General features: G+C 67.8%; 14 protein-coding genes. 9 read left to right on the top strand and 5 right to left on the bottom strand.

Translation table 11 applies throughout. The features are described from left to right. Positions 1-72: 72 nt before the first annotated feature. Positions 73-1,959: a S9 family peptidase gene (locus V6D00_08285; protein HEY9899165.1), complete on the top strand. Its 1,887-nt coding sequence runs from the start codon at positions 73-75 to the stop codon at positions 1,957-1,959. A gap of 8 nt (positions 1,960-1,967) precedes the next feature. On the opposite strand, the gene V6D00_08280 is transcribed toward V6D00_08285, so the two are convergent. Beyond that, complete coding sequence (locus tag V6D00_08280) at positions 1,968-3,251, bottom strand: GAF domain-containing sensor histidine kinase (GenBank protein HEY9899164.1); 1,284 nt, start codon at positions 3,249-3,251, stop codon at positions 1,968-1,970. Between the two features lie 235 nt (positions 3,252-3,486). Here V6D00_08280 and V6D00_08275 point away from each other — a divergent pair, with 235 nt between their 5' ends. The 3 genes from V6D00_08275 to V6D00_08265 are packed head-to-tail and all read left to right on the top strand — an operon-like array spanning position 3,487 to position 6,264. Then, entirely contained in the window at positions 3,487-4,836 is a 1,350-nt protein-coding gene (locus V6D00_08275) for an ATP-binding protein (protein HEY9899163.1), read from the top strand. Continuing rightward, the gene (locus V6D00_08270) at positions 4,836-5,201 is read left to right on the top strand and encodes a response regulator (protein ID HEY9899162.1); all 366 of its coding nucleotides are present in this window, start codon (positions 4,836-4,838) and stop codon (positions 5,199-5,201) included. Before V6D00_08275 ends, V6D00_08270 begins: the two co-directional genes overlap by 1 nt. Next, positions 5,191-6,264, top strand: coding sequence for a hybrid sensor histidine kinase/response regulator (locus V6D00_08265; GenBank protein HEY9899161.1), 1,074 nt, complete (start codon positions 5,191-5,193; stop codon positions 6,262-6,264). The genes V6D00_08270 and V6D00_08265 overlap by 11 nt, the downstream gene beginning before the upstream one ends. Here V6D00_08265 and V6D00_08260 read toward each other — a convergent pair. The 3 genes from V6D00_08260 to hemN all read right to left on the bottom strand — a co-directional run bounded on the left by V6D00_08260 (position 6,257) and on the right by hemN (position 11,094). Beyond that, positions 6,257-7,543, bottom strand: coding sequence for a hypothetical protein (locus V6D00_08260; protein ID HEY9899160.1), 1,287 nt, complete (start codon positions 7,541-7,543; stop codon positions 6,257-6,259). The two genes, V6D00_08265 and V6D00_08260, sit on opposite strands and share 8 nt — an antisense overlap. 78 nt (positions 7,544-7,621) lie before the next feature. After that, positions 7,622-9,634 (bottom strand): methyl-accepting chemotaxis protein, encoded by a 2,013-nt coding sequence (locus tag V6D00_08255; GenBank protein ID HEY9899159.1) that lies wholly within the window; start codon positions 9,632-9,634, stop codon positions 7,622-7,624. A 71-nt stretch (positions 9,635-9,705) separates the two neighbouring features. Then, the gene (gene hemN, locus V6D00_08250) at positions 9,706-11,094 is read right to left on the bottom strand and encodes an oxygen-independent coproporphyrinogen III oxidase (protein ID HEY9899158.1); all 1,389 of its coding nucleotides are present in this window, start codon (positions 11,092-11,094) and stop codon (positions 9,706-9,708) included. 173 nt (positions 11,095-11,267) lie between these two features. Between hemN and V6D00_08245 the strand changes: the two genes are divergently transcribed. Then, positions 11,268-11,852 (top strand): WHG domain-containing protein, encoded by a 585-nt coding sequence (locus V6D00_08245; protein HEY9899157.1) that lies wholly within the window; start codon positions 11,268-11,270, stop codon positions 11,850-11,852. On the opposite strand, the gene V6D00_08240 is transcribed toward V6D00_08245, so the two are convergent. Beyond that, a complete protein-coding gene (locus V6D00_08240) occupies positions 11,842-12,606 on the bottom strand; it encodes a hypothetical protein (protein ID HEY9899156.1) in 765 nt (254 codons plus the stop codon). The genes V6D00_08245 and V6D00_08240 overlap by 11 nt on opposite strands. Before the next feature lie 383 nt (positions 12,607-12,989). On the opposite strand from V6D00_08240, the gene V6D00_08235 reads away from it, so the two are divergent. From V6D00_08235 to V6D00_08220, 4 genes are all read left to right on the top strand, one after another. Beyond that, a complete protein-coding gene (locus tag V6D00_08235; GenBank protein ID HEY9899155.1) occupies positions 12,990-15,278 on the top strand; it encodes a nitric-oxide reductase large subunit in 2,289 nt (762 codons plus the stop codon). Positions 15,279-15,364: 86 nt separating this feature from the next. Then, positions 15,365-15,895: a DUF1858 domain-containing protein gene (locus tag V6D00_08230; protein HEY9899154.1), complete on the top strand. Its 531-nt coding sequence runs from the start codon at positions 15,365-15,367 to the stop codon at positions 15,893-15,895. Between the two features lie 2 nt (positions 15,896-15,897). Further along, positions 15,898-17,205, top strand: a complete 1,308-nt coding sequence (locus V6D00_08225; protein HEY9899153.1) for a hypothetical protein — start codon at positions 15,898-15,900, stop codon at positions 17,203-17,205. 90 nt (positions 17,206-17,295) lie between these two features. Beyond that, a partial coding sequence (locus V6D00_08220) for an iron-sulfur cluster assembly protein (protein ID HEY9899152.1) occupies positions 17,296-17,592 on the top strand: 297 nt, incomplete at its 3' end.

Below are 17,592 nucleotides of genomic sequence, written 5' to 3'. Positions count from 1 at the left end.
CGCCATGGGCGGCTTGAATGAACAGTTTTGTAGACGCTCTAGTTTCGGTCCCCCCTCGTGCAAGGAGAATCCATGCCCATGAATCCCATCGCCCGGGCCCTGGGCGCCGCCCTGGTCACGGGCGCCATGCTCGCCTCGGTGCAGCAGAGCGCCCTGGCGGCCTATCCGATCCAGCAGTACCTCCAGATGCGCACCGCGAGCGCCGGCGTCTTCACCCCCGACGGCAAGCAGGTCGTGTTCTCGACCAACATCACCGGCGTGCCGCAGCTCTGGCGCGTGCCGCGCGAGGGGGGCTGGCCCGAGCAGTTGACCTTCTACCCCGATGCGGTGAAGGGGGCTGTCCGCTCGCCGAAGGGTGACTGGTTCCTGTTTGCCAAGGACACGGGCGGCGACGAGCGCACCCAGCTCAACCTGATCTCCTCCGACGGTTCGCATACGGTCGCCCTCACCAGCAACCCCAAGGCCATCCACACCTTCGGCGCCTTCTCCCCTGACGGCAAGCAGATCGTCTATGCGGCCAACAGCCGTAACGTCGCCTTCTTCGACCTTTACGTGATGGACCTCTCGACCCGCAAGGCCAAGCGGGTGCTGACCCAGGACGGCACCAACTACGCCCTCGCCTTCTCCCCCGACGGCAAGAGCGTCGTCTTCAGCCGGGTGGACACCCCCTCCAACGCGAACCTCTACCTGCTGGATCTGCAGACGGGCACCGAGCGCCTGCTCACGCCCCATACGGGCAACGCCAACTACGAGTCGGTTTCGTTCGGCAAGGACGGCAAGCTGTACTTCGCCTCGGACGAGGGCCGCGAGTTCACGTGCCTGGCGAGTCTCGATCCGCGCGACCCGGCCGCCAAGGTCATGTTCATGACCCGTGACGCCATCGAGGTCGAGGGCATCGAGCTGAGCGACCAGCGCGATCGCATCGCCTACCTCGCCAACCGAGACGGCTACTCGGATCTCTACCTGCGCGGCATCGGCTCGCCCAAGTCCGAGCGGGTCACGGGCCTGCCCCAGGGCGTCATCGACCGCCTGAGCTTTTCACCCGACGGCAAGAGCCTGGTCTTTACCTTCAGCGGCCCCCAGCACAACACCGACGTGTGGACCTACGACCTGGCCAGGAAGGTCGCGAGCCAGGTGACCAAAAGCTCGCTGGCGGGAATCCCGCGCAGCACCTTCGTGATGCCCTCGCTGGTCAAGTACCCGTCGTTCGATGGCCGTTCGATCCCGGCCTTCATGTACCTGCCCCAGGGAGCGATCAAGAACAAGTCCCTTCCCGTGATCGTCTACGTCCACGGGGGACCCGAGAGCCAGGAGCGCCCCGACTTCGCGAGTTCCTTCCAGTACTACCTCAGCCGCGGCTACGGCCTGATGGCCCTCAACATCCGGGGTAGCGTAGGCTACGGCAAGACCTACACCCACCTGGACGACACCACCAAGCGCAAGGACGCCATCAAGGACGTCGAGTACGCCGTGCGTTACCTCAACGCCTCTGGCTACGCCAACCCCAAGAAGATCGCCATCATGGGCGGCAGCTACGGCGGCTACATGACCCTCGCGGCCCTGACCATGCTGCCGGATCTCTGGGCGGCGGGCGTCGACACGGTGGGCATGTCCAACCTGGTCACCTTCCTGGAGAACACCGGCCCCTGGCGCCGCCCGCTGCGCGAGGCCGAGTACGGCAGCCTCGAGACCGACCGGGAGTTCCTGGAGGAGGTCTCGCCCATCAACCATGTGGACAAGATCAAGGCGCCCCTGATGGTCGTCCAGGGGGCCAACGACCCGCGCGTGCCCAAGACCGAGGCCGACCAGATCGTGGCCACCCTGCGCGAGAAGGAGCACCCGGTCGAGTACCTGCTCTTCGGCGACGAGGGCCACGGGGTGGTGAAGCTGACCAACCGCATCAAGAGCTTCACGGCCACGGCCAACTTCCTGGACAAGTACGTCAAGAACCGCAAGTAACGCGGCGACTACCCATCCGAGCTCGGCAAGGTGACGCGAAAGGTCGTCCCCTTGCCGAGCTCGCTGATCAGGGTGATGCGACCGCCGTGGGCCTCGACGATGGCGCGCGCGAGGGGCAGCCCCAGGCCGGTGCCCGGGTAGCGCCGGGCAGGCCCGCTCTCCAGCTGTGAGAAGCTCTCGAAGATCCGCCCTTGATCCGCCGGGGAGATGCCGATGCCCGTGTCGCGCACCTCGAACCAGACCTCGCCCCCCTCCTGTCCTGCATTCATCTCGATCAGCCCGGGGCCGGGCGTGAACTTGCGCGCGTTGTCCAGCAGGGCGCGGATCGCATGGGCCAGCCGGGGCGGGTCCCCTTCGAGCGCCAGGTCGTCGCGTGAGAGGTTGATCGAGAGGCTGAGTCCCGCCTCCTGGAGCGCCGGCCGGCTCTCATTGGCGATCTCGCGCAGCAGCTCGTCGAGATCGACGGGCACCTTTTCGAGCGAGAGCAAGCCCGATTGCAGCGCCGTGAAGTCGAAGAGGTCGTGGAGCAGGCTCGAGAGTCGCTCGGCGCCGGTGCGGACCTGGGCGAGGGCCGCGCGCTGATCGGGGCTCAAGGCTCCTGCGATCTCCTCCTCGAGGCAGTAGGTGAAGCCGAGCACCTGGCTGAGCGGCGTTCGCAGCTCGTGGCTGAGGTTGCTCAGGAAGTTGTTCTTGAGCTCGTCGAGGCTCTTCAGGCGCGCGTTCGCCGCCTGCAGCTCGCCGAGGAACTCGCTGCGCTCCAGCGCGAGCCCCAGGATGATGGCCAGGGCGCTGAGGAACGGCACCTGCTCGGCGGAGTAGACGTGGGGCCGGGCGCTGGTGAAGAAGACGACCCCCACCGGGCGCTGGCGGCTCGATAGCGGCAAGGTGAGGCTTGCGCGCATGCCCTCCTGGACCAGCGCGGCGCTCGAGGAGGAGGCGGGATGCTCGCGGGAATAGGCTTCCAGGTCGTCGATGATGCGGAGCTTGCCCTCTTTCAGGATAGGGGCGAGGCTCGAGCCCTCGACCACCCCGCGCTCGCCCGGTCCCCAAAGGATGGGCTGCCTGGATCGCACGTGCCGTGCGTGCAGCACCCCCCCGGCGTCGAGCACCGCCATGCCGATCCGATCGAACGGGACCAGCCCGCCGAGGGATTCGAAGAGGATGTCGACCAGTTGCTCGGCGGTGCGGCCTTCGTCGAGGGCGATCGCCAGGCGGAGGACCTCGGCCTCCTGGCTGCCCGCCTCGCCGGGGGCGCTTTCGAGGGGGTTCAGGTAGTAGTAGCTGACGCCCATCGCTTGCGGCCCTCGCGCTCGAAAAAGCCCCCCCTCGCCCCAATGTAGGCCAAGCCGGGCGCGGAGGAAACACCCGGGCGCCCGACCTCGTGCGCGGCGCGATCTCGTCGCGTCCATCCGTAACTACTACCGATGATCCTCGCTCGGAATCCGATCTAGGCTTTCTCAGGGAGGGCTATGTATTTTGATAACAGAACAATCGCATGCCGACTGGTATACGGGTATAATGTCCCGTATGAACGAGTTTGAGGCCACCCTTCCAGCCACCATGGACCAGCGCCATCGCTTGCTAAACGAGGCTTTGAACGCGATCGCCGTTGCGATCACCGCCGAGTCCGAGCTGGACAAGATCTTCCAGGTCATCGTGGACGCGGCGCGCTTGCTGGTCAACTCCCATGCGGCCATCATCTACCAGGTCAACGACCAGTTCACCGGCCTGGTGTCGGCGGCCTTCTCCTACCACCACGAGGGGGATCGCCGCGATCCCGGCCACGGCTCGTTCATGATCCCGCTCGGCAAGGGCCTCATCTCGGATGTCTTCTTCGGCGGCAAACCCGTGCGTCTCGACGATGTCGCGAGCTACCCCGGCCGCCGCGGCTTTCCCGCGGACCACCTCCACATCCGCCGACTGATCGGGGTCCCTCTGGCCGACAAGGACGGCAAGAGCATCGGCCTCTTGATGGCGAGCGACAAGCTGGACGGGACCCCGTTCGCGGCCGAGGACGAGGAGATCTTCGTCTCGCTGGCGCGCCAGGGCGGGATCGCGGTGGAGAACGCGCGCTTGTACCGGGCGCTGCGCGAGACCAACGAGAACCTCGAGGCGCTGGTCGAGGCCCGCACCGCCGAGCTCGCCCAGAAGAACGTCGAGCTCGCGGAGGCCAACCGCCTCAAGAGCGAGTTCCTCGCCAAGATGAGCCACGAGCTGCGCACGCCCCTCAACTCGATCATCGGCTTCTCGGACATGCTGCTCAAGCAGTTCTACGGGGGGGTCAACGACCAGCAGCGCGACGGCCTGGAGCGGGTCCTGCGCAACGGCAAGCACCTCCTGGACCTCATCAACGACGTGCTCGACATCGCCAAGATCGAGTCGGCGCGGATGCCGGTGCGCTTGGAGCCCTTCACCCCACGCGAGGTGCTGATGCACGCCGTGACCGCGGTTGAGCCGCTCGCGCGCAAGAAGGGCCTGCGGCTGCATGCCGAGCTGGACGGGGCCCCCGCCGAGGCACTGAGCGACGTGACCAAGGTGCGCCAGATCGTGCTCAACCTGCTCACCAACGCCATCAAGTTCTCGGAAAGCGGGGAGGTGCACCTGACGGCCCGCTCGACGGGCGACCACTGGAGCGTCACGGTCCGGGACACCGGCATTGGGCTCGCGGCGCACGAGATCCCCAAGGTCTTCGAGGAATTCTACCAGGTGGACAGCTCGACCACGCGCAAGGTCGGGGGCACCGGGCTGGGGCTTCCCATCTGCTTCAAGACCGCGAGGCTCCTGGGGGGGACCGTCTCGGTCGAGAGCGCGCCGGGGGTGGGCAGCACCTTCACCGTCTCGCTGCCCGTGCGCACCGCCCCTCTCGAGGCGGTGTGATGCGCCGGGTGCTCTTGGTCGAGGACGTGGAGGACAACCGAAAGCTCGCAGGCGACCTGCTGCGCTTCGGCGGCTGGGAGGTCGTCGAGGCGGTCTCGGGCGAGGAGGCGATCGCCCTGGGGTGCCGAGAGGACTTCGCCCTCATCCTCATGGATCTGTCCTTGCCCGGCACCATCGACGGCATGGGGGCCGCCGTGCAAATCAAGCAGGTGCGTCCCGCGTTGGTGGTGGCCCTCACCGCTCACGCCATGGCCGGAGACGCCGACCGCGCGATGGCGGCGGGGTTCGACGGCTACATCACCAAGCCCATCGACGTGGGCAGCTTTTTGGCGCGAATCGAGGAGGTCGTCTCTCGTGGCGGCTGATACGCGTGTCCTGGTCATCGACGATCACGAGGACAACCGGGTCCTGCTCAAGCTGATCCTCCAGGCCCGGGGGCTCGGCTTTCTCGGGGCCTCGAGCGGCCCCGAGGGCCTGTCGATCGCCCAGCGGGAGCGGCCCGACCTGATCATCCTGGATCTGCAGATGCCCGGGATGGACGGCTTCGAGGTCCTGACGACGCTCAAGGCCAACTCGGTGACGCGGGCGATCCCGGTCATCATCCTGACGGCCACCTACCTCGAGCCGCTGAGCGTCGAGCGGGGCCTCGGCCTCGGCGCCGACGAGTACCTCACCAAGCCCATCAACCCGGACGAGCTGATGGTCCGGATCCGCTCGGCGATCCGGGTGCGCGAGGCGGAGCGCGAGCTGCGCCAGCTTCGCAAGGACTTCTCGTCCATGCTGGTCCACGACCTGCGCTCGCCGCTCGAGGGCATCGGGATCGCCCTGAACCTGCTCCTCGCGGGGCAGCTGCCCGAGCGCGACGCGAAGCAGCTGGTGCAGCTGGCGCGCGACCAGGTGCTCGATCTCTCCCGGATGATCGAGGACCTGATGGAGCTTCACCGGGCGGAAGCGGGCCTGATCCTCGCCTTCGAGAGCGTGAACCCGCGGCACCTGGTGGCGGACGTGGTGGCCGAGTGCGAGCTGCTGGCCCAGAGCAAGGGGCTTTTTCTCGATTGGGAGGCCCCCGAGGATCTGCCGACGCTGCTCGGCGATCGACGCATCCTCAAGCGGGTCCTCACCAACATCGTGGGCAACGCGCTCAAGTTCACCCAGGAGGGGCGCGTCTCCATCAGGCTCTCGCGCGCGAGCGGTGCGCTGCGCTTCGAGGTCCGCGACACCGGCCCGGGCATCCCGATCCAGGAGCTGGCGCGGATCTTCGACAAGTACTTCCACATCCAGCGGCGCAAGGATCGCCCCGAGCACGGCTTCGGGCTGGGGCTCGCGTTCTGCAAGCTCGCCGTCGAGGAGCACCGGGGGGTGATCCGCGCCGAGAGCGAGATTGGCAAGGGCTCGGTGTTCACCGTCGAGATCCCGCTCACTAACTGAGGGGCAGGACCATCAGGGGGATCTCGGGGTCCTGAGGCCACTTGCGGGCCTTGAGGTACGCCATGCGCACGTTGACCATCAGCGCGACCCAACCCACGAGCCCGCACGCCCCCACCCACGGCAGGTAGTGCCCGAGGCCCAGAAGCAAGAGGGCGGTCCCGCCGACGACCGCGGCCTGAGTCGCCACGAACGCCGTCCACGAGAGCCAGGGCACGAGCAGCTGGCCCGGGCGCGTCTCGTCATCGTCGCCGCGCACCACGGTGGTGAGCAGCCGGATCCCGATGTGCATCAGGTAGCCGTTGACCGACTGTCCCATCCAGCCGATCAGGCCCACGAAGGCGAGTGCCGCTTGCCACTCCGGGTGACCCGCATTCACCCCGAGCCCGATGAGCACCGTGGCGACCAGGTAGATCAGGGTCATCGAGACGAAGGCGATGGGGGGCTTGTGATCGTTCGGCGCGCCGATCACGAGCTCCGCGCCGTCGATGGCGTAGAGGACAGCGGCGATTGCGAGGGCGGCAAGGCCCGCCCAGCGCCAGGCCGGATGGGCAACGCCCGGCAGCAGCCCCACCAAGAGCAGCACGAAGCCGAGGGTCAGGCCCGATGAGACCCAGACGTGGAAGCGTAGCTTGTGATCGGCGCGCCGCCGGCCGGTCACCGGGAAGAGGGTGCGGGTCGAGACCCCGATGATGAGCAGGGTGAGCCAGCCGCCTCCGGCGAGCACGGCATGGATGGGGGGCAGCCATCCGAGGACCTGGCCCCAGGGGGCGCCCGCCAGCGCCCAGGCCATGGTGGCGCCGAGGGCCGCTGCGACCCCCAGGGCACCGAGGACCAGGGTGAAGGAGAAGCGGAAGGGGGCCTTGGTGCCGGCCGGCGGCTTGAAGGAGAGGACGGTGGCCAGCGCGGGGCCGGCGAAGCCCAGCAGCCCCAGCAGGATGAGGACCGCCCCCCCCGAGAGGGCGATGGGTGCCGTCAGGGCGAAGCCCGCCACCAGCAGGAGGACCCCCAGCGCGAAGGGCAAGAGCGACCAGCGCGCCACGCCCTCGGCGATCCACTCGATGTCGAGGAAGCCGGGAATCACGTGGACCATGACGCCGAGCGCGGTCAGGGTGAGCCACCCGAGCGCGACCGCGTGAATCCAGGCGAGGCCGGGCATCGACAGGCCTGGGGTCGAAGGCCAGGCGAACGCCATCAGCAGCAGCCAGGATGCGCCGTGCGCGAGCTGGCCCGTGATGAGGGCGGCAGGGGGGATCCAGGGGCGGGACGCGGGAGCGGACATGAGGGATAACCTCCTCTAAGGACGGGGCCGGGCCCAGCCTAGCACCGTCCGCAGAGGATCGCTATGAGCCACCTCAGCTCAACGGGTGGCCTCGCCCAGCAGGCCGAGTCCCGGCCCCGACGAGGGGGGAACCCTCAGCGCCAATTCCTCGCTCAGCTTGAAGAAGGCGATCGCGGCGAGCAACTCGCTGGCCTGGCGCTGCAGGTCGGCTGCCGAGCTCGCGATGAGGCCGGTGCTGCTCACGGCCTCGGCGGCCGACTGATTGATGCGCTCGAGGGACCTGACGACCTGCTCGCCCCCCTGCCGCTGCTCGGCGGCCTGCAGGGTGACGTCCTGGGTGCGCTGGTTCATGGTCTCGGCCGAGCGGATGATGAGGTCCGAGGCCTGGGCCTGCTCCTGGAGCGCGAGGGTCACCTCCTGGGTCATGGCGCTCATTCGCGCGACCGCGTCGGTGATCTGGTCGGCCCCGCGCGCCTGGGCCTCGCTCGCCTGAGCGATCCGGGCCATGCTGACGCTCGCCTGGCTGACCGAGGCGACGATTCCCTCGAGGGTCTCGCCGGCCTTCCGGGCGAGCTCGCCGCCCTCCTGGGTGGCCTTGGTGCCCTGGTGGGTCGAGTCGATCGCCTGCGAGGTCTCATGCTGGATGCTGCGGATGATCCGGGCGATCTCGCCGGTGGCCTTGGCCGAATGCTCCGCGAGCCTGCGGACCTCGTCGGCGACCACCGCGAAGCCCTTGCCCGCGTCGCCGGCCCGGGCCGCCTCGATGGCGGCGTTCAGGGCCAGCAGGTTGGTCTGGTCGGCGATGTCCTCGATCGCCTCGACGATCACGCCGATCTCGTCCGAGCGCTTGCCCAGTCCCTCGATGACCTGGGCCACCTCGCGCATGGTCTCCTGGATCCGGCCCATCCCCTCGATGCTGAGCCCGACGGCCAGGTGCCCCTGGCGAGCGACGTCAGCCGCCTTCTCGGTGATCCCCCGGGCCTCCGAGACGTGGCCGGCGACCTCCTGGATCGTCGCGGTCATGTCCTGGATGGAGGAGGACGTCTGCCCGACGGCCGACGCGAGGAGCTCGGCGTTGCCGGCCATCCCCTTGGCGCTCGCGGCCATCTCCTCGATCGAGCTGCTGGTGGTGGCGACGTTGGTGGACAGGATCGAGGCGTTGCCCGCCACCTGGTCGCTACGCTCGGCCATCTGCTCCATCAGGTCGGTGGTCGTCTGGATCACCGTCGCCTGCGTGCGGGATCCCTTCGCCATCTGCTCGCTTCCCGCGCTGATCTGCTCGACGCCTTCCTCGACCACCCGTGCCGCGGTGCGGACCCGGGTCACGACGCCCTGCAGGCTGCCGATCATGCGGCGCAGGCTCTCGGCGAGCTGCCCCATCTCGTCCGCGTTGCGAAGGGCGACCTGCTGGTCGAGATCCCCGTCGGCGATCGCCCGGGTGACGGCCGTCAGCTGGCGCAGCGGCCGGATGATCTGGCGCGAGAGGATCACGGTCATGGCCAGGAGAAGGCCACCCAGCATGACGACGGTGAACAGCCCGGTGACCAGGTTCTGGCGAGCGAGCAGGACGTCGATGTGCTTGAGCGACGTCTTCATCTCGATGAAGCCGCGGATGTCGCCGGCCTTCACGCCGGGATGGCAGGTCACGCAGGTCTCGTTGGCCTTGACGGGGTAGTAGGCGAGGAAAAACCTCTCCCCTTTCTCGTTCTTCCAGCGGGCCTGCGGCTCGGTCTGGCGCAGGATCTCTTGAAGCTGCGGGTCGGTGACCGTCGTGCGGAGCTTGTCGGCCTTCGAGGTGAAGGTGGCATGCCCGTCGGTCCGGTAGACCGTCAGCTCCTTGACGGTGTCGTTGATCATGCCGTTGAGCGTGTTCTGGATGAGCGGCGTGTTGCCGGTCGGCATCAGGTTCTGGATCAAGGTGGCCTGACTCGGCCCGATGATGTGGGTGGCGTTGTAGGTGGTCTGCTGGTCGAGCGAGCGCTGGAGCATCGCGTTGCTGAACCACATCAAGAGGCCCATCGTGAACACGAGGGCGATGCCGAGGAAGCCCAGGGTCTTTGCCTGGATCGACCGCTGGAAGCGAGTGAGCATGTCGAATGGACCTCAAATTGACGATGGTGGTCGGACGATGAAAGGTGCGAGGCGTGCGGGCCCCCGGCGCGCTAGAGGGTGCGCGAGAACCGGCGGGTCCCGGGCGCGAGCTTGTCGAGGTAGGCGTCGAAGACCATGCAGATGTTGCGGAGGAGCAGCTGGCCGCGCGGCGTCACCTTCAGGGCGCCGGGGGAAAGCTCGATCAGGCCGTCGTCGGCGAGCGGAGCGAGCTTGGGCAGCTCGTTGGCGAAGTACGCGTCGAACGAGATGCCGTGAAGCTGCTCGATCTCCGCCTTGTCGAGGTAGCAGTGGCCGATCAGGCGGTTGATGACGTCGCGGCGCAGCCGGTCGTCCGCCGACAGCCGCATGCCCCGGGTGGCCGGAAGCGCGTCGGCTTCCATCGCCGCCAGGTAGTCCGGGAGCTTGCGCGGGTTCTGGTAGTAGACCGCGTCGAGGTCGCTGATGCTCGAGACCCCGAACGAGTAGAGGTCGCTGTCCGCCCGGGTCGTGTAGCCCATGAAGTTGCGGCGCAGCGTGCGGTCGGCCTGCGCCGTCGAGAGCTCGTCGTCGCAGAGGGCGAAGTGATCCATGCCGATGTAGCGGTAGCCCTGCGCGATCAAGGAGTCGATCGCCAGCTCGAAGAGGGCAAGCTTCTCGTCGGGGGTGGGGAGGGTCTCCTCCTTGATGAGGCTCTGGTGGGGCTTGAGCCAGGGCATGTGGGCGAAGTTGAAGAGGGCGAGACGGTCGGGCCGCAGCTGCTTGATCTTGTCGAGGGTCGCGGCGAAGCCTGCGGTGTTCTGGAAGGGAAGGCCGTACATCAGGTCGGTGTTGACCGAGATGAACCCCAGCTCGCGGGCCTTCTCGATGAGGTCTCGCGTCTGCTCGAAGGGCTGGATGCGGTTGACGGCCTTCTGGACCTCGGGGTCGAAGTCCTGGATCCCCATGCTGACGCGGTTGAAGCCCAGGCCCGCGAGCGTCTCGAGCTGTTCGAAGGTGGTGACGGGGGGGTGGACCTCGATCGAGACCTCGGCCTGGGGATCGATCGCGAAGCGATCGCTGATCGCCCGGTAGACCCGCGTGAGCTGCTCGCTCGACAGGAAGGTCGGGGTGCCGCCGCCCCAGTGGATCTGCACCACCTCGCGATCCCCGATGAGCTTGGCCGTCAGGTCGATCTCGCGGATGACGGCCGAAAGATAGCGCTCGACCAGGTCCTGCTGCTTGGTGACGAGCATGTTGCAGCCGCAGTAGTAGCAGAGCTTGTGGCAGAAGGGAAGGTGGACGTAGAGCGAGAGCGGCGTCCGGGGGCGGGCGGCCTGGTTGTCGGCGATGGCCCTCAGGGCGTCGTCCCGGCCGAAGGCCTCCGACCACTCCGGCGCGGTGGGGTAGCTGGTGTAGCGCGGGCCGGAGGTGTTGTAGCGCGCCATGAGCTCGCGCGGCACGACGAAGGGGTGTTGGGGCATGGAGAAATCCTCGCTCAGCAGGTGGCTTCCGTATTCTCCTCGCCGACGATTTAGACGGCAACCGGGAAAACTACGCGTTGCTCCGCAAGCGATAGAATAATTCCCCCCGGGGTAAGAATGACCAGCCAATATGATGTTACCTATTATTTTACACGGAATTGGAGATCAGCCCAATGGCGCGCAGAAGAGGGATTGCCCTGACTCGAGAGGACGTGATCGTCACGGCGATCACCCTGCTGCGCAACGAGGGGCCCGACGCGCTGGGGATCAACCGCGTGGCGCGGGAGCTTGGCATCAAGCCGCCCTCGCTCTACCACCACGTCACCAACAACGACGACCTGCACCGCGCCGTCGCCCTGGCGGGCTGGCGGCAGCTCGACGAGCGCCTGGCGGAGGTCGTGGAGGGGGGCGGCGAGCCCGCCGCCAAGCTCAGGCTGGCATTCGGCGCCTACCGCGCCTTCGGCCTCGCCAATCCCGCCCTCTACACCCTGATGTCCACGCTGGTCTTCTCGCCGACCGCACCCGACTTCGGCCCCATCGTCCAGCGGATCATGGGGGGCTTTCGCGTGATGATCGGGCCCTTGGGCATCAAGCCGGAGCAGGAGATCCACGCGCTGCGTACCGTCCGGGCGGCACTCCACGGCTTCGTCCTGCTGGAGCTCGCGGGCCAGTTCGGGCTGCCGCAATCGGTCGACGAGAGCTTCGAGGCGATGCTCGATACCCTCCTCGCGGCCCTGCGCCCGAGCGTCAGCGCGTAGCGGCCAGCTGAGGGCGAGCCACCGGCCGAGCGGAGCCGCGTCGGCTCGCGGGCATGGCGAACTGGTCGAGCATGTGGTGAAGGTTGCCGCTGCTCTCCTTGATCTGGGCGCTGAGCGCGGCGAGCAGCGTCGCGATGTGCGTGAAGTAATCGCCCAGCGCGTCGTCCCGGGTGGCCTCGATCCGGAAGGCCGAGGCGATCTGGGTGATGCGGGAGTTCTGGCGACCGATCGCGCGCCATTCCTCGATGATGTCGTGCCGCATGGTGTCCACCTCGCGCAGCACCCGCGAAACCTCGGCCTCGTTGCGCGTGATCGCGGCCGTGACGAACTCCGTGTTTTCCTGGTCGCTGATCCGTCGCCGGGCATCGGTCATGGTGAGCGCCTCGCGGCACTTCAGGACCCCGAAGAGGCCTAGCCTGGCGAGTGTGGACGCGGCGCCCTGGATGTGCGAGACTAGCGTGCTGATCCGCTGGCTGATCCGGGCGGCCTCGCTCGCGAGCACGCTGAGCGCCCGCTGGTTGCCCTTGGACCTGGCGGCTGCGATGCCCGCGTTGATCGCGATCGCCGCCATCTCCTCGGCGTGCTCGAGCAGGCCCTTGGCTCCCTGCTGGAGCTGGACGCAGACGCGGTAGATGGTCATCATCTCTTCGAAGGCGGGCGAGCCGGGAGGCGCTTTTACAGGTGTCACGCTCGGGTTCTCCTTGTTGACGAGGCGAGGACGGGATCGCCCCGGCGCGAGTCTGCGGGATACCATGTTGGTTCGCAATGAGATTGCTCAGTATTGCATTCTCACGTTGCTATGGTGACACGGATTTTTTCGCGGTCCATTCCGCATTATCTACTGAACTTTCCCCTCTTCCGGGCTCGATCGCGCTCACGATCGTGAGGGTGCCGTGAAGGGGCTCGTGGGCCGCGTGTCGCCGGGCCGCCACGAGAAGGTTCACCCTCGGTGAACATAGCTCAAAACGCCGAGGGGAGACTATGGCATATTTATCGATCGAGTAGGATTATTTCCCGCCGTTGTCGCGCGCGAAATGCTCAAAACTCTTGCCGAACCTCCGGCGCAATTCCTCTTGCGGCCCTGCCGCGGGATCCCCCATGAATCGAGGGGCGATCCCCGTGAATGAAGGGGGCAAGATGAGGCGGTACGGCAAACTGTGGATCTGGCTGTTCGGCGTCATGGCGGCGTCGTTCGTGGTGCTCGGCTACTTCGGCTGGGACATCTACCGGACGGCTCCCCCGGTGCCCGAGCGGGTCGTCGCCGGCGATCGCGTGCTGTTCACCGGCCAGGACATCAGGGACGGCCAGAACGTCTGGCAGTCCCTCGGCGGCCAGGAGGTCGGCAGCGTCTGGGGGCACGGCGCCTACGTGGCGCCGGACTGGTCGGCGGACTGGCTCCACCGGGAGGCCTCTTGGCTGCTCGATGACTGGGCCACCGCGCGCGAAGCGAAGCCTTACTCCCGCCTCGACGAGGAGGGCAAGGCGATCCTGAAGGTCCGGCTCAAGCGCGAGCTGAGGACCAACACCTACGACCCCGCGACCGGGATCCTGACGGTCTCGAAGGACCGCGCCCGGGCGATCGAGGCCGTCGGCGCGCACTACGCGGCCCTGTTCGGCGACGACCCCGCCCTGTCGCGCCTGCGCAGCGCCTACGCCATCCCGGCCGAGACGCTCAAGGATCCCGAGCGCCGTCGCCTGCTCGTGGCCTTCTACTTCTGGACGGCCTGGGCCTGCGCGACCAACCGCCCCGGCGCCCAGGTCACCTACACCAACAACTGGCCCGCCGAGAGCCTGATCGACAACACCCCGACCGGCGCCATGGTGCTGTGGTCGGTCATCAGCTTCGTGCTGCTGCTCGCCGGGGTCGGCGCGCTGGCCTGGTACTTCGCCTACCAGCACAAGGCCCAGGAGGAGGAGTGTCACGTCTATCCCGAGCGGGATCCCCTGCTCGCGCTCAACCCCACCCCCTCCATGCGCGCGACGCTCAAGTACTTCTGGACGGCGGCCGCCCTGCTGCTCTTGCAGGTGGGGATGGGGGTCGTCGCGGCCCACTACGGGGTCGAGGGCTCGGGGCTCTACGGGATCCCGCTCGATCGGGTCCTGCCCTACTCGGTCGCCCGCACCTGGCACACCCAGCTGGGCATCTTCTGGATCGCCACGGCCTGGCTCGCGACCGGCCTCTTCATGGCGCCCGCCGTCTCGGGCCACGAGCCGAGGCTCCAGCGCCAGGGGGTCGACCTCCTCTTCGTCTGCCTGGTGGTCATCGTCGTGGGCTCGCTTCTCGGGCAGTGGCTGGGGGTCCAGCAGCGCCTGGGCTTCGACGCCAACTTCTGGTTCGGCCACCAGGGCTACGAGTACGTGGACCTCGGGCGGTTCTGGCAGATCTTCCTGTGGGTGGGGCTCTTCCTCTGGCTGGGCCTGATGGTCCGGGCCATGGCCCCGGCCCTGAAGGGCTCGCCCGAGGACAGGAGCCTGCTCGGGATGTTCCTGCTCTCGTCCGGGGCGATCGCCCTGTTCTGGGGCGCCGGCCTGATGTGGGGCCGTCAGACCAACCTCGCCGTCGCCGAGTACTGGCGCTGGTGGGTGGTCCACCTCTGGGTGGAGGGCTTCTTCGAGGTCTTCGCCACCACGGTGATCGCCTTCCTCTTCACCCGGATGGGCCTCATCAAGACGGCCACGGCGACCTCGGCGGTCCTCTTCTCGACCGTCATCTTCCTCTCGGGCGGGATCGTGGGGACCTTCCACCACCTTTACTTCAGCGGCACGACCACCCCGGTGCTCGCCTGGGGGGCGACCTTCAGCGCCCTGGAGGTGGTCCCCCTGGTGCTGATCGGCTTCGAGGCCTACGAGAACTACGGCAAGTGCCAGGTGCGGCCGTGGGTGGCGGCCTACAAGTGGCCCATCTACTTCTTCGTCGCGGTCGCCTTCTGGAACCTGGTGGGGGCGGGGCTCTTCGGCTTCTTCATCAACCCGCCGATTTCCCTTTACTACATGCAGGGCCTCAACACCACCCCCGTCCACGGCCACACCGCCCTGTTCGGCGTCTACGGCATGCTGGGCATCGGGCTGATGCTGTTCTGCCTCAAGGGCCTCGCGACCCACCGCGCCTGGCGCCCCGAGGCCCTGCGCTTCGCATTCTGGGCCATCAACGTGGGCCTCGGGCTGATGGTGCTCCTGAGCCTGTTGCCGATCGGGCTGCTCCAGACCTGGGCGAGCGTGGAGCATGGGTTCTGGTACGCCCGCTCGGCGGAGTTCACCCAGACCGGCCTCATGAACACGCTGCGCTGGCTGCGGGTCGTGGGCGACACCGTCTTCGCCCTCGGGGTGCTCGTGCTCGGCTGGTTCGTCCTGGGGCTCAGGACGGGCTGGTCCATCAGCCGGCAGACCGAGCCTTTCGGGGCCGAGGGCGGGCCCGAGGGGGGCTAGCCCCCCTCGAGAGTATGAGGTCCCTCATTGCGTCACGGGCGGGAGCTTGCCATGATCGTGGGTGCTCTCAAAAGAAGGAGGAAGCCGTGGCGACCTGCATCACCGCCGACATGAAGGTCAACGAGGTCCTGACGCGTTACCCGCAGACGCTCGAGGTCTTCGTGCAGAACGGCTTCAAGCCGCTCGCGAACCCCCTGATGCGGCGGACCTTCGCCCACCTGGTGAGCATCAAGGGCGCCGCGCGCATGCACCACTGGGAAGACGATCGCCTCGAGGCCTTCCTCAGCGCGCTTAACGCGCGGGCTCTGGTCCTGGATCCCGTCCCCGTCGCGCCTGAGGAGGTCACGCTGTACGACCTGAGCGACCTCGAGGCCCTCAAGGGCCAGGGCATCGACGTCTCGGCGGAGGTGATCCGGCTGGACAACCGCGGCCTGGAGCCCCCCGAGCCCATGGTCCGGATCCTCGCCGTCGTTCAGCAGCTCGCCCAGGGCCAGCGCCTCGAGGCCCACAACGAGCGGCGGCCCATGCTGCTCTATCCCAAGCTCGAGGAGCTGGGCTTCTCGCACGAGACGGTGGATCTGCCGGAGGGCGGGATCTTGCTCACGGTCAGGAGGTAGCCATGCCGGCGCCGGATCGCGAGGCCTCGCGAGCAGCCGCAGCGCCGGTTCGCTCGGGCGGAGTGGCCACCGACCGCTCCCCGGAGTTCTCCTTGCCCCTTCGCTACTTCCTCCTCGCCATCGGGGCCTACGTCGCGGCCACCGCCGGGATGCTGGCCTTCGGGAGCGACCTGACGGGGTCCGTCTGGCATCCTCGCGTCCTCGGCTTGACCCACGTCCTCACCCTCGGGACCATCGTGGGCATGATCATGGGAGCCAGCTACCAGCTGATTCCCGTGGTCCTGCTGGTTCCCCTCTGGAGCCCCCGGCTCGGCAAGGCCACCTTCTGGGTCTTCCTGGCCGGAGTCATCGCCATGGTCGCGGGATTCTGGGGCATGACCCCGGCCTGGCTCGGGATCGGGGCGGCCCTTGCGGGGACCTCCATCGCGTCGTTCCTGGTCAACGTCGTCGTCTCGCTCTCGCGCGGCGCCCGGTTGGGCCTGGTCGGCGCCTTCGTGCTCGCCTCGTTGGCCTTCCTGGGCGCGGCGGTCACCCTCGGGATGAGCCGCGCCCTCGGCTACGCCCATCCCGCCCTGGCCCTTGCGATCCGCAACCCGGTGGCGATCCACGCGCACCTGGCGGCCTTCGGTGGCGCGGCCATGCTGGTGTTCGGCGTCTCGTACCGGCTCATCCCCATGTTCGCGGTGTCGAGCGAGGGCGACCGGCGTGGCGCCTGGGTCCTCGGCCTCGGCGTCGCCGGGATGCTCAGCCTGACCCTCGGCCTTCTCGGGGCCGCCGAGGCGCTGGTGCGCGCCGGGGCACTCGTCATTGCGGCCGGCTGCTGCGTCTGGATGCTGGACGTTCGCGGGATGTTCGGCGCGCGCATCCGCAAGCAGCTCGACGTGGGGCTCGCCTACGTGGTGACCACTGTCGGCTGGCTGGGCCTCGCCACGGTGCTGGGCCTTGCCCTCGCCTGGGGGGCCGTCCCGGCCTGGATCGGCGCGGATCGCCTTGCGATCGCCTACGCCCTTTGTGGCCTGATCGGCTTCATCGGCTTCAGCATCCTCGGCCAGTTCTACAAGATCATGCCGTTTCTCGCCTGGTATCACCGCTACTCAGCGCTGGTCGGCAAGGTCAAGGTGCCCCTGATCCGCGACATCTACGACATGCGGCTTGGATGGGGCGGCTTCTGGTCCTCCCAGGCGGGGCTCTTGCTCGGCGTCGTGAGCGTCCTGGCGGGGCTCGGCCTCGGCGTGCGCCTGGCCGGGCTCATGCTCGCGCTGGGGGCGATCGCAACGGGCACGATGGTCCTTCAGACCTTGAGGCGCTGAGCGCCGGGGGCGTCCCGGCCGCGAGGCTACGCTCGGATCATCGCTACATAATGAACAGCAATCGACGGAAAGGCTACGAGGAGAATAACCATGATCAATGAAGGAATGGTTCGCGAGGCGCTGCGCGAGGTGGTCGATCCCGAGATCGGGCTCGACATCGTCACCCTGGGCCTGGTGTACGGCATCACCGTGAGCGACGAGGGTGACGTGGCGATCGAGATGACCCTCACCACCCAGGGCTGCCCGATGGAGGCCGTGATCATGAGCGGAGTCGAGCATGTGCTCTCGCGCCTGGAAGGCGTGGGAAAGACCAGCGTTTCCCTGGTCTGGGAGCCCCACTGGAGCCCCGACAAGATCGACAAGGAGGCCAGCGCCCTCATGGGCTTC

Origin of the sequence: Pantanalinema sp. (assembly GCA_036704125.1) — a bacterium.
In the GTDB taxonomy this organism is placed as follows: Bacteria; Cyanobacteriota; Sericytochromatia; order S15B-MN24; family UBA4093; genus JAGIBK01.
Note: the sequence above shows the minus strand (reverse complement) of the source record. Positions and strands in the feature narration are given on the sequence as shown.